General features: G+C 39.6%; 19 protein-coding genes. 18 read left to right on the plus strand and 1 reads right to left on the minus strand.

Annotated features, from left to right (window positions below):
- The first annotated feature begins 214 nt into the window (after positions 1-214).
- The 5 genes from ACVRZH_RS07965 (at position 215) to ACVRZH_RS07985 (ending at position 5181) form a co-directional block, all read left to right on the plus strand.
- On the plus strand, positions 215-1351 hold the full coding sequence (locus ACVRZH_RS07965; protein WP_447454768.1) for an amidohydrolase: 1137 nt from the start codon (positions 215-217) through the stop codon (positions 1349-1351).
- Positions 1352-1442: 91 nt separating this feature from the next.
- Positions 1443-2258 carry a transporter substrate-binding domain-containing protein gene (locus ACVRZH_RS07970; protein WP_447454769.1) on the plus strand — a complete coding sequence of 272 codons (816 nt, stop codon included), beginning with the start codon at positions 1443-1445 and terminating at the stop codon, positions 2256-2258.
- A gap of 185 nt (positions 2259-2443) precedes the next feature.
- On the plus strand, positions 2444-3301 hold the full coding sequence (locus ACVRZH_RS07975) for a MetQ/NlpA family ABC transporter substrate-binding protein (RefSeq protein ID WP_447454770.1): 858 nt from the start codon (positions 2444-2446) through the stop codon (positions 3299-3301).
- Between the two features lie 122 nt (positions 3302-3423).
- The gene (locus ACVRZH_RS07980; protein WP_447454785.1) at positions 3424-4488 is read left to right on the plus strand and encodes a methionine ABC transporter ATP-binding protein; all 1065 of its coding nucleotides are present in this window, start codon (positions 3424-3426) and stop codon (positions 4486-4488) included.
- The gene (locus ACVRZH_RS07985; RefSeq protein WP_447454771.1) at positions 4489-5181 is read left to right on the plus strand and encodes a methionine ABC transporter permease; all 693 of its coding nucleotides are present in this window, start codon (positions 4489-4491) and stop codon (positions 5179-5181) included.
- Positions 5182-5456: 275 nt separating this feature from the next.
- On the opposite strand, the gene brnQ is transcribed toward ACVRZH_RS07985, so the two are convergent.
- Complete coding sequence (gene brnQ / locus ACVRZH_RS07990) at positions 5457-6836, minus strand: branched-chain amino acid transport system II carrier protein (protein ID WP_447454772.1); 1380 nt, start codon at positions 6834-6836, stop codon at positions 5457-5459.
- A 250-nt stretch (positions 6837-7086) separates the two neighbouring features.
- On the opposite strand from brnQ, the gene sstT reads away from it, so the two are divergent.
- The 13 genes from sstT (at position 7087) to rpoC (ending at position 26013) form a co-directional block, all read left to right on the plus strand.
- A complete protein-coding gene (gene sstT, locus ACVRZH_RS07995) occupies positions 7087-8307 on the plus strand; it encodes a serine/threonine transporter SstT (RefSeq protein ID WP_447454773.1) in 1221 nt (406 codons plus the stop codon).
- 284 nt (positions 8308-8591) lie between these two features.
- Positions 8592-9464: a ribosome small subunit-dependent GTPase A gene (gene rsgA / locus ACVRZH_RS08000; RefSeq protein ID WP_447454774.1), complete on the plus strand. Its 873-nt coding sequence runs from the start codon at positions 8592-8594 to the stop codon at positions 9462-9464.
- A 23-nt stretch (positions 9465-9487) separates the two neighbouring features.
- Entirely contained in the window at positions 9488-10147 is a 660-nt protein-coding gene (gene rpe, locus ACVRZH_RS08005) for a ribulose-phosphate 3-epimerase (RefSeq protein WP_447454775.1), read from the plus strand.
- Positions 10140-10772, plus strand: coding sequence for a thiamine diphosphokinase (locus ACVRZH_RS08010; protein WP_447454776.1), 633 nt, complete (start codon positions 10140-10142; stop codon positions 10770-10772). Before rpe ends, ACVRZH_RS08010 begins: the two co-directional genes overlap by 8 nt.
- A 4-nt stretch (positions 10773-10776) precedes the next feature.
- Positions 10777-12069, plus strand: coding sequence for a DNA recombination protein RmuC (locus ACVRZH_RS08015; protein WP_447454777.1), 1293 nt, complete (start codon positions 10777-10779; stop codon positions 12067-12069).
- Between the two features lie 11 nt (positions 12070-12080).
- Positions 12081-13028: a 3'-5' exoribonuclease YhaM family protein gene (locus ACVRZH_RS08020; RefSeq protein ID WP_447454786.1), complete on the plus strand. Its 948-nt coding sequence runs from the start codon at positions 12081-12083 to the stop codon at positions 13026-13028.
- Positions 13029-13213: 185 nt separating this feature from the next.
- The gene (gene purR / locus ACVRZH_RS08025) at positions 13214-14026 is read left to right on the plus strand and encodes a pur operon repressor (RefSeq protein ID WP_447454778.1); all 813 of its coding nucleotides are present in this window, start codon (positions 13214-13216) and stop codon (positions 14024-14026) included.
- A 356-nt stretch (positions 14027-14382) separates the two neighbouring features.
- The gene (rpsL, locus tag ACVRZH_RS08030) at positions 14383-14796 is read left to right on the plus strand and encodes a 30S ribosomal protein S12 (protein ID WP_447454779.1); all 414 of its coding nucleotides are present in this window, start codon (positions 14383-14385) and stop codon (positions 14794-14796) included.
- Positions 14797-14813: 17 nt separating this feature from the next.
- The gene (rpsG, locus tag ACVRZH_RS08035; RefSeq protein ID WP_447454780.1) at positions 14814-15284 is read left to right on the plus strand and encodes a 30S ribosomal protein S7; all 471 of its coding nucleotides are present in this window, start codon (positions 14814-14816) and stop codon (positions 15282-15284) included.
- Between the two features lie 155 nt (positions 15285-15439).
- Complete coding sequence (gene fusA / locus ACVRZH_RS08040; RefSeq protein ID WP_447454781.1) at positions 15440-17515, plus strand: elongation factor G; 2076 nt, start codon at positions 15440-15442, stop codon at positions 17513-17515.
- Between the two features lie 129 nt (positions 17516-17644).
- Entirely contained in the window at positions 17645-18256 is a 612-nt protein-coding gene (locus tag ACVRZH_RS08045) for an NAD(P)H-dependent oxidoreductase (RefSeq protein WP_447454782.1), read from the plus strand.
- A gap of 395 nt (positions 18257-18651) precedes the next feature.
- Positions 18652-22224: a DNA-directed RNA polymerase subunit beta gene (gene rpoB, locus ACVRZH_RS08050; protein WP_447454783.1), complete on the plus strand. Its 3573-nt coding sequence runs from the start codon at positions 18652-18654 to the stop codon at positions 22222-22224.
- 123 nt (positions 22225-22347) lie between these two features.
- Positions 22348-26013, plus strand: a complete 3666-nt coding sequence (rpoC, locus tag ACVRZH_RS08055) for a DNA-directed RNA polymerase subunit beta' (RefSeq protein ID WP_447454784.1) — start codon at positions 22348-22350, stop codon at positions 26011-26013.
- The last annotated feature ends 170 nt before the right edge of the window (positions 26014-26183 follow it).

Raw genomic sequence — 26183 nt, forward strand, 5'->3', positions numbered from 1 at the left:
TGTTCCATATGAGTCTTTCTAATGATGGTTTGCTTGCTTTTCATTATAGGTCATATGGGACTTTTTGATACTCAAAAGGCCCTATAATCTCTATGGTGGAGTTACCCACTACAGAAATTATAGAGCCCCAAATGTATGGTCTCCTTTTTAAATATTGTGTTATACTATTTCAATAATATTACTTTCAAATAGCATATTGCAGTAGAGGTGACAGATGAGTGATGCAACATTTTATAAACGTTTAGCAGCTATTCGGCAATATATTCATGCCAATCCAGAAATATCAGGTCAAGAATACCAAACAACAGCTTTTCTAAAGAAAAAATTAACAGAATTAGGCATTAAGATAGTAACATCGTCCTTAGAGACAGGTCTTATTGCTGAAATCGGTAGTGGCTTGCCAATAATTGCTTTGAGAGCGGATATTGATGCTTTGCCGATTATTGAAAAAACAGATTTAACCTACGCGAGTCAAAATGGAGCGATGCATGCTTGTGGTCATGATTTTCATCAGACGGCATTACTAGGTGCAGCAGAATTATTAAAAGCTAGAGAATCTGACCTGAGTGGGACCATACGTCTTATTTTTCAACCAGCAGAAGAAATTTCTCTCGGAGCATATCAAGTGATTGAGGCTGGAGGGATAGATAATGTTTCAGCGATTATTGGTTTTCATAATTATCCACATCTAAAGGTAGGCCAGATTGGTCTTAGGAGCCGTGCTATTATGGCTGGAGTCGAAAAATTTAAAGTTACAGTGGAAGGGGTCAGTGGACATGCTGCACGACCAGACTTGGGTGTCGATACCGTTTTAACTGTAACACAGATTGTTAATAATTTGCAGCAGATTATAGCTCGTCAAGTATCACCATTTGAACCTGCTGTTTTGTCAGTGACACATATTGATGTCGGTTCCACATGGAATGTATTGCCGCAACAGGGCTATTTTGAGGGTACTATTCGAACATTTTCACCTGAGATGTCAAGCTTTATGAGAGAGAGAATGTCCCAAGTAGTTGAGTCAACTGCTCAACAGTTTGGTGCTAAATCAATCATTGAGTGGGATAGAACTCCATCGGTAGCTTATAATGACGAAGAAATCACACCTTTGGTTATCGAACAGTCAAAACTCTTTGCAGATGTCATTGAGGTTATGCCATCGACAGCAGGGGAAGATTTTGCGGCTTATCAAGAGCAAATTCCAGGTGTTTTTGCTTTTGTTGGTACAAATGGAGACCATAATGCACCGGATTGGCATCACGATACATTTATTGTTAAAGATGAGGCTTTACCTTATGCTGTTCAATACTACATTGAAAATGCCATGATGCTGTTAGATTATTTTCGGTGATAGTGTTTCCTTATCGTATCGATAAAGAAAACCTAATGGTGTAAAGCGTCAGTTAATGATAGAATAGAAATAGTTTTTTAGGGGGTATATCATGAAAATTAAGAAAATTTTAGCATTGACAACTTTTGCGATAGCAGCAGTTTTACTTGTTGCTTGTGGAGGTCAAAAAGCTACTAAAGAATCAGATCAAAAAGGAAAAGTGTTATTCGCGACAGTTGGTACGACAAAGCCTTTTACTTATGAAGTGGATGGCAAGTTGACGGGTTATGATGTTGAAGTGGCACGTGCTATTTTTGAAGGGTCTGACAAATATGAGATTGAGTTCAAAAAGACAGAATGGTCATCTATTTTTGCAGGTTTAGACAGTGATAAATTTGCTATGTCAGGAAATAATTTTTCATATAGTGATGAACGCGCAGAAAAATACTTATATTCTTTACCAACTGCTACTAATCCCTTAGTATTGGCAGTTCATAAAGATTCAGGTATTAAAGATTTTGATGACATTGCAGGAAAAACAACACAGGTTGTTCAAGGAACTGCGACAGCTTCATTCTTAGAATCATACAATGAAACAAATCCTGATAAAGCGACAGCACTTCAATTTACTAATGAAAACATTTCTAAAGTGCTTTTGAACGTTGACAGTGGTAAGTTTGATTACAAGTTGTTTGAAACACAAACTGTCAAAACGATTGTGGAAGAACAAGGTTTGAATAATATTGAGATTCTTGAAGTTGAGGTTCCAATGGAGGCAAAACCATATGTCTATTTCTTGTTAGCTCATGGTCAAGATGAGTTGAAGGCATTTGTTGATAAACGTATAAAAGAGTTACACGAAGATGGAACACTTGAGAAACTTTCTCAAGAGTTCTTAGGTGGAAGTTACTTACCGGAGGCTGAATAAAGCAGGTAGAATGGGGTGATAACATAGGCTTAAGGTAGCCTAGGTTATTGCACTCATTCTTTTTTGGTTTTAGGTATAGTTTATAACTATATATTTATCTATTTTTTAAGTATTTGATTATAGGTAGAACTTATGGGATAATAAACACAGTCAAAAGTTAATAAGAAGAAAAGAGGAATTTGAAAATGACATTTAAAAAATTAGCATTAGCAAGTGTAGCATTAGCATCAACGATAGTTTTAGCGGCTTGTTCAGGTGGAAAGAGTGAGTCATCATCAGATGTAACAGAATTGACTGTTGGTGTCATGACTCGAAATGGTTCAGATGTGGCACGTTGGGAAGCTATCGAAGAGGGATTAAAAGATAAGAAAGTAACGTTGAAGTATGTTGAGTTTACAGATTATTCTCAACCAAACAAGGCATTAGCCAACGGTGAAGTCGATATCAATGCTTTCCAACATTATAACTTCTTAAACAACTGGAATGAAGAAAATGGGGAAGAATTGGTAACCATCGCTGAAACCTATATCAGCCCGATTCATCTCTTCTCTGGAACGGATGCTTCAGGTAAAGTGAAATACAAGTCAGTCAAAGATATTCCAGATGGTGCTCAAATTGCTGTACCAAACGATGCTACAAATGAGAGTCGTGCCTTGTATGTGCTTCAAACGGCTGGTTTGATTAAACTTGATGTGTCAGGTGATACTTTGGCAACGATTGCTAACATTACTGAAAATCCTAAAAACTTAGACATCAAGGAGTTAGATGCTAGCCAAACAGCTCGCTCGTTAGTATCAGCTGATGCGGCTATTGTTAACAACAACTATGCTGTAGCAGCGGACCTTGACTATGCAACATCAATTTTCAAAGAAGAATCAAATGCTGACTCAAAACAATGGATTAATGTGATTGCAGGTCAACCTAACTGGGAGAAATCAGAAAAGGCAGCTGCTATTAAAGCATTAGTTGAAGCCTATCATACAGATCATGTGAAGAAAGTGATTGATGAGGCTACTAATGGTATTGATGTACCAGTTTGGTAATATGATTTAGCATAACAGGAAATTGGGAATGAAGATATGGATGTCATTCCCTTTTTGGCTGAAAATACAGAGCCATACGTACTGTGACTATGTTAATATAAATGAAGGAGTTAAGAAATATGATGAGTGAACCGATTATCACACTTGAACACATTGATATCAGTTTTCGACAAAAACATAAGACAATTGAAGCAGTTAAAGATGTGACTGTTCATATTAATAAAGGTGATATTTATGGTATTGTTGGGTATTCAGGAGCAGGGAAATCAACGCTGGTTAGGGTGATTAATCTATTACAATTGCCGACATCGGGTCGTGTTACTATTAATGGTAAAGAAACCTATGCAAATGGTCGAGTTACTTTGAACAGTAAAGAATTACGTCAGGAACGTCGTGAGATTGGGATGATTTTCCAACATTTTAATTTGATGTCACAGAAAACAGTGCGTGAGAATGTGGCTTTTGCCTTGAAACACTCAACATTATCTAAGCAAGAAAAAGCTCAAAAGGTGGATGACTTGCTGGATCTTGTTGGCTTGTCCGATAGAAGAGACAATTACCCATCACAATTATCTGGCGGTCAAAAACAACGTGTAGCTATTGCCAGAGCTTTAGCTAATGATCCTAAAATTCTAATCTCAGATGAGTCAACTTCTGCCCTTGATCCAAAAACGACCAAGCAAATTTTAGCCCTTTTACAAGAATTGAATCGTAAATTGGGATTAACAATTGTCATGATTACCCACGAAATGCAGATTGTTAAGGATATTTGTAATCGTGTGGCTGTGATGCAAAATGGTGTTTTAATTGAGGAAGGTTCTGTTTTGGAGATTTTCTCAAACCCTAGACAAGCACTGACGCAGGAGTTTATTCGCACTGCTACGGGTATTGATGAAGCTCTTGTTAAGATCGAAAAGCAAGAAGTTGTTCAACATTTACCTAAGACTGCAGTCTTAGCTCAACTGAAGTATGCTGGAACGTCAACGGATGAACCTATTTTGAATGATATTGATCGTCGTTTTGAAGTAACTGCGAATATTCTTTATGGCAATATTGAAATTTTGGATCAGGTACCAGTTGGAGAGTTGATTGTTATTTTGGATGGACAGCCTGAAAACGTTTTGGCCGCTCAGGAAGCCTTGAAAGTTGCAGGTGTTGAGGTTGTCATTTTGAAGAGAGGTGTTTAGATGATAGAATGGATCGAACTTTATTTACCAAATGTCTATAAATTAGGCTGGTCTGGAGACGCTGGTTGGGGAATGGCTATTTACAATACCCTATATATGACGATTATTCCTTTTTTGATTGGTGGGGGTCTTGGACTAGCAGCAGGATTAGTTCTTGTGATGACAGCTCCTGGTGGAGTGATTGAGAACAAGTATGTTTTTTGGCTGTTAGATAAGGTTGCCTCTATTTTTAGAGCCATACCCTTTATTATTCTATTGGCGATTTCGGCGCCAGTGACCTTGATTTTGGTAAAGACAATCTTAGGGCCTGATGCTGCCAATGTCTCTCTCTCTCTTGCTGTCTTTGCTTTCTTTTTGAGACAGGTACAGGTGGTTCTGGCAGAGCTTGACAAGGGCGTGATTGAGGCGGCTCAAGCCTCAGGAGCGACAACTTGGGATATTGTCGGTGTCTATTTGTCAGAAGGTTTGCCTGATTTAATTAGGGTGTCAACAGTGACGCTTATCTCATTAGTTGGTCAAACAGCTATGGCAGGTGCTATCGGTGCAGGTGGTCTTGGTAATACAGCTATTTCTTATGGGTATAATCGCTATAATAACGATGTGACTTGGGTAGCAACCTTACTTATTTTGGTACTTATTTTTGCTATTCAGTTTTTGGGTGACCATTTATCAGCAAAGGTTAGCCGTAAATAGTGGAGTTTAGTATAAGTATAATATTAGTGTAGATATAAGGGCGTAATGCTTATAAAAGAAAGTATGCTTTAATTACTGTGATAACTGATATAAGATCTTTTGTTAATAAATGCTGGACTTTTTGTTCGGCATTTGTTGTTATAAAGAACTATAGCTCATTTTAGAAGTCATATATTAAGATGATAGTTTAAATCAGCTATGATTTATTCATCAAAAAACTCTACCTTTTTCAGAGAAGTAAGTTTTCGGTGAAAAGGTAGAGTATTATATGTTGATTATTTTTTTAGTTTATGTAGGATGAGTCCTAAGATAAATCCGACTGTGGCAAATGTAATCCAACCCATTGAATAGGCTCCGAGAGGAACAATATTACTAAAGAAATTTTTGATGTTATCAGGTATAACAAAAAATTGCGTCATAGCTGCAAATGTTGAAATAGCATCATAGAGGCTTGCTATAAAAGTTAACCCGATTGTGGTTTTATAAACAATACCATCATTGTTGAAGAATTTATGTGATAAGGCAAGAACAATAATAACAACAGTTAGTGGGTAAAGAAGGAAGAGGACAGGGACTGACCAGTTGATAATCTCGCTTAGACCACCAAAATATAATGTTGTTGCAATTAAGGTAAAGGCGGTTGCCCAAACAATATATGATACTTTAGGAACAAGCTTGTGGAAATATTCCGCACAGGCTGATATAAGACCTGTTGATGTTGTCAGGCAAGCTAAGAAAATAACGACTGATAGAATTACTTGACCGACAGTGCCGAGATAATAGTGAGAAGCTTTGCTAAGAATTGTTCCTCCGTCAACGGCATTTCCATTCAACATAAATTGGCCATCAGTTAAGTTAAATAATGCTTGAGATGTGGCACCGATACGGCTGACAAAAATATAGATGAGTGCTAAAAGCAAGGTTGCAATAACGCCAGATTTAACGGTTATACCAGCGATCTCAGCATTGGATTTAGCTCCGAAGCTTTTAGCTGAATTGATAACAACGATGGCAAATGCTAAAGATGCCAGAGCGTCCATTGTCCCATATCCTTGAATCAGTCCAGCAACAAAAGGAACATCGGCAAAAGCGTTATCGATACTTGCTTTGGCATTTAACGGCGTTCCAAGGCTATCTGCAGGATTGACAAATGATGCAATGACTAAAATAGCGATAACGAGCAACAAGGTGGGGGTTAGATATTTTCCGATACGATCAGCCATTTTACTAGGTTTAATAGCTAGAAAATAAGATAAACCAAAGAAGATGATAGCATATAGGACTTTGACAAGAAAACTGCTACCAAAAACAGGTTCAATGCCAATCGAATAGGATGTGGCTCCTGTCCTAGGAATCGCGAAGAAAGGCCCAATGGATAGGTAAAGGGCTACTGAAAAGAAAATAGCGTAAAGTTTCGAAACTGGTCTAGCGATACTTTCAGCATCTTCAGAGCCTGTATAAGCGATAGCTACAACACCTAAAAGTGGTAAAGTAACAGCTGTTAAGCAGAAACCTAAAACTGCCAACCAAAGATTACTTCCTGAGTAAAGGCCTAATAAAGCTGGATAGATGAGGTTACCAGCACCAAAGAAAAGAGCGAACAGCATGAGTCCTACAATCAGATACATACTAGTCAGAGATTGAGATTTTTTCATAGAGTATCTCCTATACTAAAGATTTAGCTAAGTAGCAGGTGATACTTAGCATTATATTATAAGGAAATATTATAAAGTAAGAATAAGTGAGTGTCAATAGTTATTTTCTAAATAGACATATTTTTCAGAAAAGACTTGAAATTCAGATTTTTAAGAATCTTGAGTTATTTAACTTGACGAAATGATATTTTTATATTATGATGAAAAAACATCTCTGTCGTCAGAGTTAGGATACTTGGAGGAAACGTTTATGAAAGATATGTTAAAAGCTTGGCAAAACATCAGTTTGATTAAGCGAATTAGTATTGGTGTGGTCATAGGGACACTATTAGGACTTTATTTACCACAATTAACTTTTTTGGGCATTTTGGGAAGTCTTTTTGTAGGAGCATTGAAAGCCATTGCACCGTTATTGGTTTTTGCGTTGGTAGCTAATGCTCTAGCTCAACATCGTGAGGGACAAGAGACGAATATGTCGACGGTAGTCGGTTTATATTTGTTTGGTACTTTTGCTGCGGCTTTTATGGCTGTTTTGGTGAATTATCTTTTTCCTTTGACACTGCGTTTAGCTGAAAATGCTGGGACAGATATTGCGCCGCCACAAGGAGTAGGAGAGGTGTTACATACTCTCTTAATGAATGTCGTTGATAATCCTATCAATGCTCTTGTTAAAGGCAATTATATTGGTGTTTTGTCTTGGGCAGTAGTGTTTGGTTTAGCTCTTCGAAAGACTAATGAACAAACTAAGGAATTGTTGAATACGTCAGCTGAAGTCACGTCTAAGATTGTGTCTTGGGTTATTCAAACGGCACCGCTTGGTATTTTGGGTTTGGTGTTTACAACGATTGCAGATAATGGTATTTCGGTTCTAGCTGACTACGGTATGTTGTTGACTGTCTTAGTTGGGACTATGGTATTTGTTGCCTTGGTCATCAATCCATTGATAGCTTTCGTTATGTTGCGTCAAAATCCTTATCCACTTGTATTCCGCTGTTTACGTGAAAGTGGTGTGACGGCATTCTTTACTCGTTCATCTGCAGCTAACATTCCTGTCAATATGAAGTTATGTGAGGATTTAGGGCTTAACAAAGAAATGTACTCGGTTTCAATTCCTCTAGGAGCAACCATTAATATGGCTGGTGCAGCTATTACGATTAACGTTCTAACTTTAGCTGCTGTAAATACACTAGGCATTCAAGTGGATTTTGCTACAGCCCTACTTTTGAGTGTGGTTGCTGCGGTATCAGCTTGCGGAGCTTCAGGTGTTGCAGGAGGATCTTTATTGCTAATCCCAGTTGCTTCAAGTTTGTTTGGTATTCCAAATGATATTGCGATGCAAGTTGTGGGTGTTGGTTTTATCATCGGAGTTGTTCAGGATTCTGTTGAAACAGCTCTTAACTCATCTACCGACGTTATCTTTACGGCTGTTGCTGAATTTAGCAAACGACCAAAATCTCAACGCCATATATAATTCTTATAAGATATATCAAAATGAAAATATCAGAAGCTGGGTGATTGCTCAGCTTTTTTGTCATATTTTGTCAAAAATACAGTTGTTATAGTTTTAGACTATATAAAAGTGATAATAGCTATTTTACAAAAGTTTTTGTTAATAAATACATGAGAGTAGCCTCTAAAGAACAGATAAGTTGTATTGACTAGCTTCTGGTGTTTTTTATTCAGTTGTTGGTAAGCGTTCCCCTTTTCTGTTATAATAGGTATTGAAAGTTTAATAAATAAGATGAAGGAGTTTTTTTGAAGGGAAGAATTATAAAAGCTTTAGCAGGATTTTATTATGTCGAATCAGAAGGAGTTGTCTATCAGACAAGAGCAAGAGGGAATTTTCGTCAGAAAGGGCATAAACCTTTTGTTGGGGATTGGGTAGAATTTTCGGCGGAGGAACAGTCAGAAGGCTATATTTTGTCTATTGAAGATAGAAAAAATAGTTTGGTGAGACCACCAATTGTTAACATTGATCAAGCTGTTGTGATTATGAGTGCCAAGGAGCCAGATTTCAATCCTAACCTGTTAGATCGTTTTTTAGTTTTGTTGGAAAATAAGAAAATTAAACCGATTATTTTTATTTCTAAAATGGATTTGTTGGAACATCCTGCCATGTTTGACTTCTATTTTGCGAATTATGAAAAAGTAGGTTATTGGATTGTGTCGACGATTGATGAGTTACTTCCTTTACTAAAGGATAAGGTGACTGTTTTTATGGGACAGACGGGTGTTGGTAAGTCGACGCTTCTCAATACAATTGCTCCTGATTTGGCACTTGAGACAGGCGAAATTTCTGGACATTTGGGAAGAGGTCGTCATACAACTAGAGCAGTGAGTTTTTATCATATCAACGATGGTCTAATAGCAGACACACCCGGATTTAGCGCCTTAGATTATGAGGTCGACAATAGTGAGGATCTCAACAAAGCCTTTATTGAGATTGATTATGTGAGTAAACAATGCAAGTTTAGGACGTGTACCCATACTCATGAACCTGCATGTGCTGTAAAAGATGCTGTTGATAGAGGAGATATTTGGCAATTAAGATATGATAATTATTTACAATTGCTGAGTGAAATTGAAAACCGTAGAGAAATCTATAATAAAAAATCAAGTAAGCAATAGCTTAGTGGAAAAAGGAGGAACTTATGTCATCATTTAAAATCGCACCATCTATACTTGCCGCAGATTACGCTCAATTTGGAGCGGAACTGCAACGCATTGATGAAACAGCTTCTGAATATGTTCATATTGACATTATGGATGGTCAATTTGTGCCAAATATCAGCTTTGGTGCTGATGTGGTCGCAAGCATGAGAAAGCATAGTAAATTGGTGTTTGATGTTCATTTGATGGTGGTTAATCCAGAGCGTTATGTTGATGCGTATGCTCAAGCTGGTGCAGATATTATGACGATTCACGCTGAGAGTACCCTACATATTCATGGTGCTTTACAGAAGATTAAGCAAGCAGGTATGAAGGCTGGTGTGGCGATTAATCCAGGGACACCTGTAGAGGCTCTTGTGCCTGTCTTAACGTTAGTTGACCAAGTGCTGATAATGACTGTTAATCCAGGTTTTGGTGGGCAAGCTTTTATTCCAGGGACAATGCCTAAAATTGAACGTTTGGTTAATCTGCGTCAGGAACTGGGGCTATCTTTTGATATTGAAGTGGACGGCGGAATTGATAATCTTACCATTAAACAAGCCAAAGATGCTGGTGCTAATGTTTTTGTGGCGGGCTCTTACGTCTTTAAAGGAGACTTGGTAGAACGTGTGAATAGTTTAGTTGAGGCGCTGAATGACTAAAGTATCGCTATTTGCTGGAGGACGGCTATCATCAATTTCTGTAACAGGAGATGTTGTTGTAGGCGTTGATAGAGCTTGTTTGACGCTTATTCAGCAAGGTCACATATTAGATATGGCTGTTGGTGACTTTGATTCAGTCACGTGGGCTGAAAAACATCTGATTAAAAACAAGGCTCGGCGAATAATTGAAGCCTCTGCAGAAAAGGATGATACGGATACTGAGTTGGCTTTGATTGAACTCTTCAAAGTGTGGCCGGATTCGGAAGTAACAGTATATGGTGCTTTTGGGGGACGTCTGGATCATGAACTATCAAATCTCTTTTTACCTAGTCATCCTCAATTACGTGAAAAAATGATGCAAATTACCTTGATAGATGAGCAAAATAGTGTTCGTTTTTACCCCAAGGGTCGTCATTTGATTGATGCTTATTCGGATATGGCCTATATCTCCTTTATGTTAGAAGGGCAAGGACGCTTAGAGATACTGGGAGCCAAATACCCTTTAACTGAGCATAATTATTTTGAACGTAAGATTTATAGTTCTAATGAGTTTTTAGATGGCCCGATTTCTGTGGAGGTGCCAGATGGCTATTTGATTGTGATTGCATCAAAGGATAAGGGGTAAAACGATGGAAATGATTATAGCACTTCTTTTAATCACTAGCTTAGTTGTTAATTTTGTCCAATACCGTCATTTAGAGCGATTAAAAGATGACTTCACTAAATTTCAGGAAGATAACGCCGATCGTTTATCTGATCAATTAAGTTATCAACTGACTATGGCAAATAAGGAACAAGAGCTTGTTATCAATAGGGATTTTAATAAGCTTCAGACGGAATTTTATCAGTATTTTCATGATGTCAGAGAAGTCTTGGAGCAACAATTACGAGAAAATCGGCAAACAACAGATCAGAGACTAAATGCGATGCAGGAGCAACTATCTCATTCTGTTCAAACGATGACCGATTCAACGGATAAACGTCTGGAGTCTATTCGTTTAACAGTTGAAGAAAAATTAGAAAGTACTCTCCACAGTCGTCTGAAACTTTCTTTTGAACATGTCTCCAAACAATTGGAAAGTGTGAATCAAGGTTTGGGTGAAATGAGGACTGTTGCTAAGGATGTAGGAGCACTTAATAAAGTACTATCCAACACCAAAACACGAGGGATTTTAGGAGAGTTGCAACTTGGCCAAATTATTGAAGACATTATGACGGAGCAGCAATACGGCCGAGAAGTTCCAACTGTTTCAGGGTCAAATGATCGTGTGGAGTATGCGATAAAATTACCAGGTCAAGCCAAAGATAGCTATATTTATCTGCCTATTGATTCAAAATTCCCTCTGGAGTCATACTATCAACTAGAGGAAGCTTATGAACAGGGAGATAAGGAGCTTATTGATTTACATCGAAAAAACTTATTAGCTAGTGTCAAACGCTTTGCTAAAGATATTAATACAAAGTACCTCAATCCTCCTGAAACAACTCATTTTGGTATCATGTTTTTACCAACGGAGGGCTTATATTCGGAAATTGTTAGAAATGCAGCTTTCTTTGATCGTTTGAGACGAGAGGAAAATGTGTTGGTGGCAGGTCCATCAACACTGTCAGCTTTGCTTAATTCTTTATCAGTTGGCTTTAAAACCTTGAATCTGCAAAAAAACGCTGACGATATTAGTTATATTTTAGGGAATGTAAGAACAGAATTTGGCAAATATCAAGGTATGTTGGCCAAGACACAAAAACAATTAGCAATCGCTAGTAAGACGTTAGATAATCTCTTAACAACACGAACAACAGCTGTATTTAAAGCTTTAGATAAGATGGAGTCGGGAGATCACCAAGAAGCAATGATACAGTTAGGGCGATTTGATCACTCCTCAAGTATCGATAAGATAGTTGAGCCTTCTCAAGAAGACTAAGAGGAAAAATGATGGTAAAAATAAATCAGATGAAGAAAGATGAACTATTTGAAGGATTTTATTTGATAAAGACCGCAGAAGTTCGTAAAACAAGGGCTGGAAAAGATTATATTGCCTTTGTTTTTCAGGATGATACAGGTGAAATTAGCGGTAATCTATGGGATGCTCAAACTTATAACGTAGAGGAGTTTGTGGCAGGTAAGGTTGTTCATATGAAGGGGCGTCGAGAAGTTTACAACGGCACACCTCAGGTCAATCAAATCACTCTGCGCCATCCCCGTGATAATGAACCCCATAATCCTAAGGATTTTAAAGAAAAGTCGCCTGTAAATAGTTCAGATATCAAAGAATATTTAGAACAGATGATTTTTAAAATCGAAAATGCGACATGGCAACGTATTGTTAGAGGGTTGTATAGAAAATTTGGTAAAGAATTCTATTCATTTCCAGCGGCAAAAACAAATCATCATGCTTTTGAAAGCGGCTTGGCTTACCATACTGCTACCATGGTTAAGCTAGCCGACGCTATCGGTGATATCTATCCTAATCTTAATAAAAGCCTGTTATATGCTGGTATTATGCTGCATGATTTGGCAAAAGTGATTGAGTTGACAGGCCCTGAGAACACAGAGTACACCATTAGAGGAAACCTCATCGGTCATATAGCGCTGATTAATGAGGAAATCACTAAGATGATTATCGAACTAGGGATTAGTGATGATAAGGAAGATGTTATTGTTCTAAGGCATGTTTTGCTGAGTCATCACGGTCAATTGGAGTATGGTAGTCCGGTAAGACCTCGTGTGATGGAAGCTGAAGTCCTACACATGATTGATAATATCGACGCCGAAATGATGATGATGACAACAGCTTTGAGTCGAGTTGGTAGGGGCGAGATGACAGCTAAAATTTTCCCTATGGATAATCGTTCTTTCTACAAACCAACATGGGATAACTAGTGATAATATCACTTTGTTACTATATAAGAGAAAGAAAAGCGAGCATTTGAGATAAAATGTTCGTTTTTTTATTGGTGGTTATGATATAATTAAGGACATATAATGATCTCAGATTGCTATCTGATTGTATTGTTAAGTATCTATTGTATTTTGTGATTATTTAGAGATATAGAAGTGGTGAATATATGAAGTTAAGACGAAGTGAACGTATGGTAGTTATTTCAAACTACCTAATCAATAATCCTTATAAATTGACTGGACTCACAACCTTTGCAGAGAAGTATCAGGCGGCTAAGTCATCCATTTCTGAAGATATTGCTATCATCAAAAAAGCCTTTGAAGAAAGTCACATCGGAGAAGTTGAAACGATAACAGGTGCTAGTGGGGGTGTTATTTTTACCCCAACGATTTCTAGAGAAGAATCTTTGGAAATGGTAACTAATCTCTGTGAACGTCTATCAGAGAGCGATCGTATTTTGCCTGGTGGCTATATTTATTTATCGGATCTTCTTAGCACCCCAACGATTTTAAATACGGTTGGTCGCATTATTGCCAATGCATTCAAAGGTGAGAAGATTGATGCAGTGATGACGGTGGCAACAAAAGGTGTTCCTTTAGCTAATGCGGTTGCTAATGTTTTAAATGTTCCGTTTGTAATTGTTCGTCGTGATTTGAAAATTACAGAAGGTTCAACTGTTTCTGTGAACTATGTTAGTGGCTCTAGCGAACGTATTGAAAAAATGTTCCTATCTAAGAGAAGTTTGAAACCTAATAGTCGTGTTTTGATTGTGGATGATTTCCTCAAAGGAGGGGGAACCATCACGGGTATGACGAGTCTTTTATCGGAATTTGATAGCACCTTAGTTGGGGTTGCTGTATTTGCTGATAATACCAAGGCAGAGCGAGATAAATTAACTTACAAGTCTCTCCTAAGTGTTTCTGAAATTGATGTCAAAAACAATCACGTTAAGGTTGAAATTGGCAATATTTTTGAGTAACATGCTTAACGAGATAATGTCGTGAAAAAAGAGTAAAAAGTTTCTGTGGTGAAACAATCCTACAGAGCTTTTTGTTATAGCTTTCTGAGCTATTATGACATTCATTTAACTGGCTAACATGATTTTAGAACTTCCCTAATTTGGTCATTGACAAAGTCGCAAAGATAAATCATAATTGGTAAAAAATATCTTGACAGTTAGCTATCGTCATGGTATTATATTAGACGGTACTTTTTACTTTTGGTCTCTCAAAAGTGTACAGAGACGTGCTGACAAATGTTGCAAAAGTACACACAGGTATGGGCTGTCACCAAGTGCCATATCAACCAAAATTAAAATATTACAGGAGAATGTAGATGCCTACAATTAACCAGTTGGTTCGTAAACCACGTAAATCTAAAGTAGAAAAATCTAAATCACCAGCGCTTAACGTTGGTTATAATAGTCATCGTAAAGTGACAACAAACGTATCTGCACCACAAAAACGTGGTGTTGCGACTCGTGTTGGAACAATGACACCTAAAAAACCTAACTCAGCCCTTCGTAAATTTGCCCGTGTACGTTTGAGCAACCTTATTGAAGTTACTGCTTACATTCCAGGTATCGGACACAACTTGCAAGAACACAGTGTTGTGCTTATCCGTGGTGGACGTGTAAAAGACCTTCCGGGGGTACGTTATCATATCGTTCGTGGTGCACTTGATACTGCAGGTGTAGCAAACCGTAAACAAGGCCGTTCTAAATACGGTGCTAAACGTCCTAAAGGATAAGAAAGGGGAGATAAGAAATGAGTCGTAAAAACCAAGCGCCAAAACGTGAAGTATTGGCAGATCCATTATACAATTCAAAACTTGTAACACGTCTTATCAACCGCGTTATGCTTGATGGTAAACGTGGCGTTGCTGCTAGCATCGTTTACGGAGCTTTTGAAACAATTAAAGAAGCAACTGGTAATGAGCCACTTGAAGTTTTTGAAACAGCAATGGACAACATCATGCCTGTTCTTGAAGTACGTGCACGTCGTGTTGGTGGTTCTAACTACCAAGTACCAGTTGAAGTTCGTCCAGAACGTCGTACAACTTTAGGTCTTCGTTGGTTGGTTAACGCATCACGTGGACGTGGTGAACACACTATGAAAGACCGTCTTGCTAAAGAAATTATGGATGCGGCAAATAACACAGGTGCGTCAGTTAAGAAACGTGAAGATACTCACAAAATGGCTGAAGCTAACCGTGCCTTTGCACACTTCCGTTGGTAAGATTAGCCAACTTTATTGGCATAAGATTACATTTTGTAATCAGAACATAAAATTTGGCATAAAAAGCTTTAGAACGGGTAGGTCCTGCCTATCCGTTCTTTTCTAAATATGCTATAATGGTTAAGTAAAAAAAATATATAGGAGAACAAAATCTCATGGCACGCGAATTTTCATTAGAAAAAACTCGTAATATCGGTATCATGGCTCACGTTGATGCTGGTAAAACAACAACAACAGAGCGTATTCTTTACTATACTGGTAAAATCCACAAAATCGGTGAAACACACGAAGGTGCGTCACAAATGGACTGGATGGAGCAAGAACAAGAACGTGGTATCACTATCACTTCTGCGGCTACAACAGCACAGTGGAAAAACCACCGTGTAAATATCATCGACACGCCAGGACACGTGGACTTCACAATCGAAGTACAACGTTCACTTCGAGTACTTGATGGTGCGGTAACAGTACTTGACTCTCAGTCAGGTGTTGAGCCACAAACAGAAACAGTTTGGCGTCAAGCGACTGAATATGGTGTTCCACGTATCGTATTTGCCAACAAAATGGATAAAATCGGTGCTGACTTCCTTTACTCAGTACAAACACTTCACGATCGCTTGCAAGCAAATGCTCATCCAATTCAATTGCCAATCGGTGCTGAAGAAGATTTCCGTGGTATCATTGACTTGATCAAGATGAAAGCTGAAATCTACACAAATGACTTAGGTACAGATATTCTTGAAGAAGATATTCCAGAAGAATACCTTGAGCAAGCTCAAGAATACCGTGAAAAATTAGTTGAAGCAGTTGCTGAAACTGATGAAGAATTGATGATGAAGTACCTTGAAGGTGAAGAAATCACAAATGAAGAATTGGTTGAAGGTATCCGTAAAGCGACAATCAACGTTGAGTTCTTCCCAGTATTGTGTGGTTCTGCCTTCAAGAACAAAGGTGTTCAATTGATGCTTGATGCGGTACTTGCATACCTTCCAAGTCCAGTTGATATTCCTGCTATCAAGGGTATTAATCCAGATACAGATGAAGAAGAAACACGTCCAGCATCTGATGAAGAACCATTTGCAGCTCTTGCCTTCAAGATCATGACTGACCCATTCGTAGGTCGTTTAACATTCTTCCGTGTTTACTCTGGTGTTCTTAACTCAGGTTCTTACGTATTGAATACATCTAAAGGTAAACGCGAACGTATCGGACGTATCCTTCAGATGCACGCTAACAGCCGTCAAGAAATTGAAACTGTTTACTCAGGTGATATTGCAGCAGCAGTTGGTTTGAAAGATACAACAACTGGTGACTCATTGACAGACGAAAAAGCAAAAATCATCCTTGAGTCAATCAATGTTCCAGAACCAGTTATCCAATTGATGGTTGAGCCAAAATCTAAAGCAGACCAAGATAAGATGGGTATTGCCCTTTCTAAATTGGCTGAAGAAGATCCAACATTCCGTGTTGAAACAAACCCTGAAACAGGTGAAACAGTTATCGCAGGTATGGGTGAGCTTCACCTTGATGTCCTTGTTGACCGTATGCGTCGTGAATTTAAAGTTGAAGCTAACGTAGGTGCTCCTCAAGTATCTTACCGTGAAACATTCCGCGCTTCAACTCAAGCACGTGGTTTCTTCAAACGTCAGTCTGGTGGTAAAGGTCAATTCGGTGACGTTTGGATTGAATTCTCACCAAACGAAGAAGGAAAAGGTTTCGAGTTCGAAAACGCTATCGTCGGTGGTGTGGTTCCACGTGAATACATTCCAGCGGTTGAAAAAGGTTTGATTGAATCTATGGCTAACGGTGTTCTTGCTGGTTACCCATTGGTAGACGTGAAAGCTAAACTTTACGATGGATCATACCACGATGTCGATTCATCTGAAACTGCCTTCAAGGTTGCAGCATCTCTTGCCCTTAAAGAAGCTGCTAAATCAGCACAACCTGCTATCCTTGAGCCAATGATGCTTGTTACAATCACAGCTCCAGAAGAAAACCTTGGTGATGTTATGGGTCACGTAACTGCTCGTCGTGGACGTGTTGACGGTATGGAAGCTCATGGTAATAGCCAAATCGTTCGTGCATTTGTTCCACTTGCTGAAATGTTTGGTTACGCAACAGTTCTTCGTTCAGCAACACAAGGTCGTGGTACATTCATGATGGTATTTGACCACTATGAAGATGTTCCAAAATCAGTTCAAGAAGAAATCATTGCTAAAAATGGTCGTTAAGATTTGATTTTAACAGAAAGTCATCGCTTAAGTTCTAAGTGATGACTTTTTCTGTTGGAACGAGTTACTTGAAATTTGACCAGAAAGTGATAGACTGTATTTGTCACTAATTAGTAAGAAAGGTATTTTATGACGACAGTATTATTAGTAAAAGGCCATCCTTTGGATGTTGATAGTTCTTATTCTATCAAATTGCTAGAGACATTTAAACAGCGATATGCCGCTGTCTACCCTGAGACGGAATTTATTGAGCTTGATGTTTATAAGGAAAACATTCCTGACCTTGATAAAGACTTTTTAGATAGTTTGACACGTCAAAAGAAGGGGGAGGTATTATCTGATGAAGAGCAAAGTCGCTTAAATGATTTCAATCGTTTTTCAGAACAACTACTAGCAGTTGATAAAGTAGTTATTGCAAATCCGTTGTGGAATATGTTTTTACCAAGTCGCCTTTTAATGTGGATCAATGCTTTAAATGTTGTCGGTAAAACGTTCAGATATACTGCTGAGGGACCTATTGGTCTCGTTAAAGGCAAGAAGCTGCTCCATATCCAAGCAAACGGGGGCATTTATAAGGGGCAAGATGCAGGTGCTACCTATGTTAAATCAATTTTTAACTTTTTAGGGATTGATGATATAGAGACGCTCTATTTTGAAGGTCACGCCTATGACCCATCAAATGCAGCAACCTTGTACGAGGACGCCTTGGCTCGTCTTGATAACATTGTAGAACACTTCTAAAACTTGCCAATCAATCTTGTGTGAGATATAGCTTATTTTATGACATTAGCTCATTTAGAAAGATTTACAGTCGTGTATTAACATTAAAAAGATTGATAAATCGTTAAAAGTATGCTATAATAAGTATAATTATTTGTCGTTTGTCTTGGTTGAAATATTGTCCAATCAAGACTTTCAGCAGTTAAATCAAACTTTTATAAGTCAGATTTAGCTGCTCTTTTTGTGTCTATTTTTAGGATGATTTTATTTTGTCATATAAATTTAAATTTTCTAACAATTTGCACGAGGGCAAAAAAGGTTTGTTAAAACAAACTTGAAGATTGAACTTGGGTTGACAAAAAGGCTGTAAGGTCTTTGACAAATGCCCACTGTATCTTAAAAAAGGAGTAAAAAACTTGGCAGGACATGAAGTTCAATACGGTAAACACCGTACTCGTCGTAGCTTTTCAAGAATTAAGGAAGTTCTTGATTTACCAAATTTGATTGAAATTCAAACAGATTCATTCCGAGACTTTTTAGATCATGGCCTTAAGGAAGTCTTTGAAGATGTCTTACCAGTGTCTAACTTTACAGACACTATGGAATTGGAGTTTGTCGGCTATGAGTTAAAAGAGCCAAAGTACACTTTGGAAGAAGCTCGTTCGCACGATGCTCACTATTCAGCACCGATTTTTGTGACTTTCCGTTTGATTAACAAAGAAACAGGCGAGATTAAAACACAAGAAGTATTCTTTGGAGATTTCCCGTTGATGACTGAGATGGGAACATTTATTATTAACGGTGCAGAGCGTATTATCGTTTCTCAGCTTGTCCGTTCACCAGGTGTTTACTTTAATGATAAGGTAGATAAAAATGGTAAAGTTGGCTATGGCTCAACAGTCATTCCTAACCGTGGGGCATGGTTAGAACTTGAGACAGATGCTAAAGACATTGCCTATACGCGTATTGACCGTACACGTAAGATCCCATTTACGACCTTGGTTCGTGCTCTTGGTTTTTCAGGGGACGATGAGATCATGGATATCTTTGGCGATAGTGAATTGGTTCGCAATACGATCGAGAAAGATATTCATAAAAATCCAGCAGATTCACGTACTGACGAAGCTCTTAAAGAAATTTATGAACGTCTCCGTCCAGGTGAACCAAAGACTGCTGAGAGTTCAAGAAGTCTTTTGATTGCACGTTTCTTTGATGCACGTCGTTACGATTTAGCTGCGGTTGGTCGTTATAAAATTAATAAGAAGTTAAATGTTAAAACACGTCTTTTAAATCAAGTTATTGCTGAAAACTTGGTTGATCCTGAAACTGGTGAAATCCTTGTTGAAGCTGGTACTGAGATGACACGTTCAGTGATTGAATCAATTACTGACCATCTTGATGGAGATTTGAACAAGTTTGTTTATACGCCAAATGATTATGCGGTGTTGACAGAACCAGTTGTTCTTCAAAAATTCAAGGTTGTTTCACCGATTGATCCAGACCGTGTTGTGACTATTGTTGGTAATGCTAATCCTTCTGATAAAGTGCGTGCTTTGACGCCTGCTGATATTTTGGCTGAAATGTCATATTTCTTGAACTTGGCAGAAGGTCTTGGTAAGGTAGATGACATTGACCACCTTGGGAACCGCCGTATTCGTGCAGTTGGTGAATTGTTAGCCAACCAATTCCGTATTGGTTTGGCTCGTATGGAACGTAATGTTCGTGAGAGAATGTCTGTCCAAGATAATGATGTCTTGACACCTCAACAAATCATCAATATTCGTCCTGTCACAGCAGCCATTAAAGAATTCTTTGGGTCATCACAGTTGTCACAGTTCATGGATCAGCATAACCCACTGTCAGAATTGTCACATAAACGTCGTTTATCAGCCTTAGGGCCGGGAGGTTTAACACGTGACCGTGCTGGTTATGAAGTGCGTGACGTTCACTATACGCATTACGGTCGTATGTGTCCAATTGAAACGCCTGAAGGACCAAATATTGGTTTGATCAATAACTTGTCATCATATGGGCATTTGAACCGCTATGGCTTTATTCAAACACCATATCGTAAAGTTGATCCTGTGACACGTGCCGTAACAGATGAAATTCACTGGTTGACGGCTGATGAAGAAGATGAATTTACTGTAGCTCAGGCTAACTCACCGTTAAATGAAGATGGGACGTTTGCAGAAGAAATCGTCATGGGACGTCATCAAGGTAACAACCAAGAATTCCCTGCTAGTCAAGTGGAGTACATGGATGTTTCTCCTAAACAGGTAGTTGCGGTAGCGACAGCTTGTATTCCATTCTTGGAAAATGACGACTCCAACCGTGCCCTCATGGGTGCCAACATGCAGCGTCAGGCTGTGCCGTTGATTGATCCTAAGGCACCTTATGTTGGTACTGGTATGGAGTATCAAGCGGCGCATGACTCTGGTGCGGCAGTTATCGCTCAACACGATGGTCGAGTGACATACTCTGATGCTGACAAAGTTGAAGTGCGTCGTGAAGATGGTTCTCTTGATGTTTATAAAGTAACAAAATTCCGCCGTTCAAACTCTGGTACTGCTTATAACCAACGTACTCTTGTTAAGGTTGGCGATCTTGTTGAAAAAGGTGATTTCATCGCTGACGGTCCATCTATGGAACGTGGTGAGATGGCACTTGGTCAAAACCCTATCGTTGCCTACATGACTTGGGAAGGTTATAACTTCGAGGATGCGGTTATCATGAGTGAACGCTTGGTGAAAGAGGATGTTTATACTTCTGTTCACCTTGAAGAGTATGAATCAGAAACACGCGATACTAAGTTAGGCCCTGAAGAAATCACACGCGAGATTCCAAACGTTGGTGAGGAAGCGCTCAGAGATCTTGATGAGATGGGAATTATCCGTATTGGTGCCGAGGTTAAAGAAGGCGATATCCTTGTTGGTAAGGTAACACCTAAGGGTGAAAAAGACCTGTCTGCTGAGGAGCGTCTCTTACACGCTATCTTTGGTGACAAGTCACGTGAAGTTCGTGATACTTCACTTCGTGTTCCTCACGGTGGAGATGGTGTTGTCCGTGATGTTAAAATCTTTACACGTGCAAATGGTGATGAGCTTCAATCTGGAGTTAACATGCTTGTTCGTGTTTACATCGCTCAAAAACGTAAGATTAAAGTTGGTGACAAGATGGCCGGACGTCATGGTAACAAGGGTGTCGTTTCACGCATTGTTCCAGTTGAAGATATGCCATATCTTCCAGACGGTACACCAGTCGATATCATGTTGAACCCTCTTGGGGTACCATCACGTATGAACATTGGTCAGGTAATGGAGCTTCATTTGGGTATGGCAGCTCGCAACTTGGGTATCCATATTGCAACGCCAGTCTTTGATGGAGCAACTTCTGAAGACCTTTGGTCAACCGTTAAAGAAGCTGGTATGGACAGTGATGCTAAGACTGTTCTTTACGATGGTCGTACTGGTGAGCCATTTGACAACCGGGTTTCTGTTGGTGTCATGTACATGATTAAACTTCACCACATGGTTGACGATAAACTTCATGCTCGTTCAACTGGTCCTTACTCACTTGTGACACAACAGCCGCTTGGTGGTAAAGCACAATTTGGTGGTCAGCGTTTCGGTGAGATGGAGGTTTGGGCCCTTGAAGCTTATGGTGCCTCAAATGTTCTTCAAGAAATCTTGACGTATAAGTCAGATGATGTCACAGGACGTTTGAAAGCCTATGAAGCGATTACGAAAGGTAAACCAATTCCAAAACCGGGTGTTCCAGAATCATTCCGAGTACTTGTTAAAGAATTGCAATCACTTGGTCTTGATATGCGTGTCCTTGATGAAGATGACAACGAGGTTGAACTTCGTGATCTTGACGAAGGTGAAGATGACGATGTGATGCATGTTGATGATCTTGAAAAAGCACGTTTAAAACAAGCTCAAGAAGCGGCAGCATTTGCCCAAGAAGAAAAAACTGAAGAAGAGTAATATGTGGACTAGACTAGCTAGTTCTGACGAATTTAGCTAGTCTGACCAGTCTTCAGCTGATAGAGATAGGAAGGTTAAGATGTCGATCTTAACACCAGAGTATAAGAAGAAAGGTAAGAACTTGTGGTTGACGTAAATCGTTTTAAAAGTATGCAAATCACATTAGCTTCACCAAGCAAGGTCCGTTCGTGGTCTTATGGAGAAGTTAAAAAACCTGAAACTATCAACTACCGTACCCTCAAACCTGAACGTGAAGGTCTCTTTGATGAAGTGATTTTCGGTCCAACAAAGGATTGGGAGTGTGCTTGTGGGAAATATAAACGTATCCGTTATAAAGGGATTGTTTGTGACCGCTGTGGAGTTGAAGTAACCCGTGCTAAAGTCCGTCGTGAACGCATGGGACACATTGAATTGAAAGCCCCAGTATCACATATTTGGTATTTCAAAGGTATTCCTAGCCGTATGGGACTTACCCTTGACATGAGTCCACGAGCTCTTGAAGAAGTTATTTACTTCGCAGCTTATGTGGTTATTGATCCAATGGATACACCACTGGAGCCTAAGTCACTCTTGACAGAGCGTGAGTACCGTGAGAAATTACAAGAGTATGGTTATGGTTCATTCGTCGCTAAAATGGGTGCCGAAGCTATCCAAGACCTCTTAAAACGTGTTGATCTTGAAAAAGAAATCGCAGAATTAAAAGAAGAATTAAAAACAGCTTCTGGTCAAAAACGTGTGAAGGCAGTTCGTCGCTTGGACGTCCTTGATGCCTTCTATAAATCAGGTAATAAGCCAGAATGGATGATTTTAAACATCCTGCCAGTCATTCCACCTGACCTTCGTCCGATGGTTCAGTTGGACGGTGGCCGTTTTGCAGCAAGTGACTTGAACGACCTCTACCGCCGTGTGATTAACCGTAATAACCGTTTAGCACGTTTGTTGGAACTTAACGCGCCTGGTATTATCGTTCAAAACGAAAAACGTATGCTCCAAGAAGCTGTTGATGCTTTGATTGATAATGGGCGCCGTGGTCGTCCGATTACAGGCCCTGGTAGCCGTCCGTTGAAATCATTGAGCCACATGCTTAAAGGTAAGCAAGGACGTTTCCGTCAAAACTTGCTTGGTAAACGTGTTGACTTCTCAGGACGTTCGGTTATTGCCGTTGGTCCAACATTAAAGATGTACCAATGTGGTGTGCCACGTGAAATGGCTATTGAGTTGTTCAAACCGTTTGTGATGCGTGAGATTGTAGCACGTGATATCGTTCAAAACGTTAAGGCAGCGAAACGCTTGATTGAGCGTGGTGATGATCGCATTTGGGATATCCTCGAAGAAGTTATCAAAGAACATCCAGTATTGCTTAACCGCGCACCGACCCTCCACAGACTTGGTATTCAGGCATTTGAACCAGTCTTGATTGATGGTAAGGCCCTCCGTCTTCACCCACTTGTATGTGAGGCCTACAACGCCGACTTTGACGGGGACCAAATGGCTATCCACGTACCATTGTCAGAAGAAGCTCAAGCAGAAGCACGTCTTTTGATGTTAGCTGCCGAGCATATCCTTAACCCTAAGGATGGTAAGCCAGTTGTTACACCATCTCAGGACATGGTTTTGGGTAACTATTACTTGACGATGGAAGATGCTGGACGTGAAGGTGAAGGCATGGTCTTCAAGGACCGTGATGAAGCTGTCATGGCCTACCGCAATGGTTATGTTCACCTCCATTCACGTGTTGGTATTGCCGTTGATAGTATGCCAGACAAGCCTTGGAAGGACAATCAACGTCACAAAATCATGGTAACTACTGTTGGTAAAATTTTGTTTAATGACATCATGCCAGCAGATCTTCCATACCTTCAAGAGCCAAACAATGCTAACTTGACTGAAGGTACACCAGATAAATACTTCCTTGAACCAGGTCAAAATATTCAAGAAATTATTGATACATTACCATTGAATGTGCCATTCAAGAAGAAAAATCTTGGTAACATTATCGCTGAGACATTCAAACGTTTCCGTACGACTGAAACATCAGCCTTCCTTGACCGCTTGAAAGATCTTGGTTACTATCATTCAACACTTGCTGGATTGACAGTGGGTATTGCTGATATCCCAGTTATTGATAATAAGGCTGAAATCATTGATGCTGCTCACCATAGAGTAGAAGAAATCAATAAGGCTTTCCGTCGTGGTTTGATGACAGATGATGATCGCTATGTCGCTGTTACAACAACTTGGCGTGAAGCTAAAGAAGCTCTCGAAAAACGTCTGATTGAAACACAAGATCCTAAGAACCCAATCGTTATGATGATGGACTCTGGTGCCCGTGGTAACATTTCTAACTTCTCACAGCTTGCCGGTATGCGTGGTCTGATGGCTGCTCCTAACGGACGTATCATGGAATTGCCAATTTTGTCTAACTTCCGTGAAGGTTTGTCTGTATTGGAAATGTTCTTCTCAACTCACGGTGCCCGTAAAGGTATGACAGATACGGCTCTTAAGACAGCCGATTCAGGATACTTGACACGCCGTCTAGTTGACGTTGCCCAAGATGTTATCATTCGTGAAGATGATTGTGGAACAGACCGTGGTTTGACCATCACAGCGATTACTGATGGTAAAGAAGTGACAGAAACGCTTGAAGAACGTCTTCAAGGTCGTTACACCAAGAAATCTGTAAAACACCCAGAAACAGGTGAGTTGCTCATTGGTCCTGATAAGCTGATCACTGAAGATAAGGCTGCTGAAATTGTTGCAGCTGGTGTTGAAGAAGTGACGATTCGTTCAGTCTTTACATGTAACACTCGTCATGGTGTCTGCCGTCATTGTTATGGTATTAACCTTGCGACTGGTGATGCTGTTGAGGTTGGTGAAGCAGTTGGAACAATTGCCGCTCAATCCATCGGTGAGCCTGGTACTCAGTTGACCATGCGTACCTTCCACACGGGTGGTGTGGCGTCAAATACCGATATCACTCAGGGTCTTCCGCGTATTCAGGAAATCTTCGAAGCGCGTAATCCTAAAGGGGAAGCAGTCATCACAGAAGTTAAAGGTGAAGTTGTTGAGATTGAAGAAGATGCAGCAACGCGTACCAAGAAAGTGTACGTCAAAGGTCAAACGGGCATGGGTGAATATGTCGTACCATTTACAGCTCGTATGAAGGTTAATGTGGGTGACCAAGTTAACCGTGGTGCCGCTTTGACAGAAGGTTCTATTCAACCTAAGCGTCTCCTTGAAGTACGTGATACCTTGTCAGTTGAAACTTACTTGCTTGCTGAGGTACAAAAAGTTTACCGTAGCCAAGGGGTAGAAATCGGCGATAAACACGTTGAGGTAATGGTTCGTCAAATGCTTCGTAAAGTACGTGTTATGGATCCAGGTGACACTGATCTTCTTCCTGGTACCTTGATGGATATCTCTGATTTCACAGATGCCAACAAGGATATTGTTATTTCAGGTGGTATTCCTGCGACAAGTCGTCCAGTCCTTATGGGGATTACAAAAGCCTCTCTTGAAACGAATTCATTCTTATCAGCAGCATCCTTCCAAGAAACAACTCGTGTCTTGACAGATGCAGCTATCCGTGGTAAACGTGATCACCTTCTCGGTCTTAAAGAGAATGTTATCATTGGTAAAACCATTCCAGCAGGTACAGGTATGGCGCGTTATCGTAACCTGGAACCAAAAGCAATCAATGAAGTTGAGTGGATTGAAGCACCAACAGATGCTCTTGTCGATGATTCAGAAATGGTATCTGAAGACAATCAAGCTGAACACGTTGAGTAATCTTTAAAACTCCTCCAAGATATTTTTCTTGGGGAGTTTTTGATTATGTGACTTTTAGTCCGTCTCGCTCCGTAAGGTGCGAGACAAATAAACCACCCGCTATGCGGGTGCGCATCGCAGGTTATACCAAAAAACTCCAAACGCGATACAATAAAGGTGTTCAAGCCTAT

Source organism: Streptococcus fryi (assembly GCF_053206505.1).